Genomic DNA, 1371 nt, shown 5'->3' with positions numbered 1-1371 from the left:
CGGGGTCGGTCAGCGCGACCATGCCGACGCCGCAGTTGAGGGTGGCCTCGAGGTCGGGCTGGGGGACCTCGCCGACGCGGCGGACCAGGTCGAAGACCGGCGCGGGCGTCCAGGTGCGGCGGTCGATGGTCACGGTCAGCTCGACCGGGAGCACGCGCTCGAGGTTGGCCGCGAGGCCGCCGCCGGTGATGTGCGACATCGCGTGGGTGCGGGTGCGCTCGGCCAGGTCGAGGCAGGCCTTGGCGTAGATGCGGGTGGGCTCGAGGAGCTCCTCGCCCAGCGTGCGACCGAGCTCGTCGTGGTGGGCCTCGAGCGAGAGCCCGCCCTTCTCCAGCAGCACGTGGCGCACGAGGGAGTAGCCGTTGGAGTGCAGACCGGAGGCCTCCATCGCGACCACCACGTCACCGGGACGCACCCGGCCGGGGCCGAGCAGCTTGTCGGCCTCGACGACGCCGGTCGTCGCACCGGCGATGTCGTAGTCGTCGGGGCCCAGCAGCCCGGGGTGCTCGGCGGTCTCGCCGCCGACGAGCGCGCAACCGGCCAGGACACAGCCCTCGGCGATGCCCTTGACGATCGAGGCGATCTTCTCGGGGTCGACCCGGCCGGTGGCGATGTAGTCGGTCATGAACAGCGGCTCGGCCCCGCACACCACGAGGTCGTCGACGACCATGCCGACCAGGTCGAACCCGATCGTGTCGTGGACGTCCATCGCCTGGGCGATCGCGACCTTGGTGCCGACCCCGTCGGTCGAGGTCGCGAGCAACGGCCGGGTGAAGCGGGTCAGGGCGGAGGCGTCGAAGAGCCCCGCGAAGCCACCGAGCCCCCCGATCATCTCGGGCCGGCGGGCCTTGTCGATCCAGCCCTTCATCAGCTCGATGGCCGTGTCGGCGGCCTGGATGTTCACGCCCGCCTCGGCGTACGCGTTCGACTCGGTCACCACGGCTCCTGCTCGGCTCGATCGGTCACGGGTTGTTGAGGACGGGCAGCGCCTTGCCGTACGTCGGCGCCTGGATCGAGGACTCCAGCAGGTGCTTGCCCAGCAGGCTCTCGTCGGGCAGCGCGATCGGGTACTCGCCGGTGAAGCAGGCCTGGCAGAGCCGCTCGGGCTGCTGCCCGGTCGAGTCGATCATCCCGTCGAGGGAGATGTAGCCGAGACTGTCGGCCCCGATGCTGGCGGCGATCTCCTCGGGCGTCAGCCCGTTGGCGATCAGCTCGGCCCGGGTGGCGAAGTCGATGCCGTAGAAGCACGGCCACTTCACCGGCGGGCTCGAGATGCGCACGTGCACCTCGCGGGCGCCGGCCTCGCGCAGCATCCGCACCTGGGCGCGCTGGGTGTTGCCGCGCACGATCGAGTCGTCGACCACGACGATC

1 protein-coding gene and 1 pseudogene are annotated in these 1371 nt (G+C 71.4%); both read right to left on the bottom strand.

Translation table 11 applies throughout. The features are described 5' to 3' along the window. Nucleotides 1-937 (bottom strand): phosphoribosylformylglycinamidine cyclo-ligase (purM, locus tag Q0L15_RS05090; protein ID WP_296602704.1); only part of this gene is annotated, 937 nt, incomplete at its 3' end. 25 nt (nt 938-962) lie between these two features. Continuing rightward, nucleotides 963-1371 (bottom strand): annotated as a pseudogene (locus tag Q0L15_RS05085) (amidophosphoribosyltransferase); the annotation flags it as partial.

The organism is Nocardioides sp., from assembly GCF_024509035.1.
Classification (GTDB): Bacteria; Actinomycetota; Actinomycetes; order Propionibacteriales; family Nocardioidaceae; genus Nocardioides.
The sequence above is the reverse complement of the archived record's forward strand: the minus strand, read 5'-3'. Positions and strand labels throughout refer to the sequence as shown.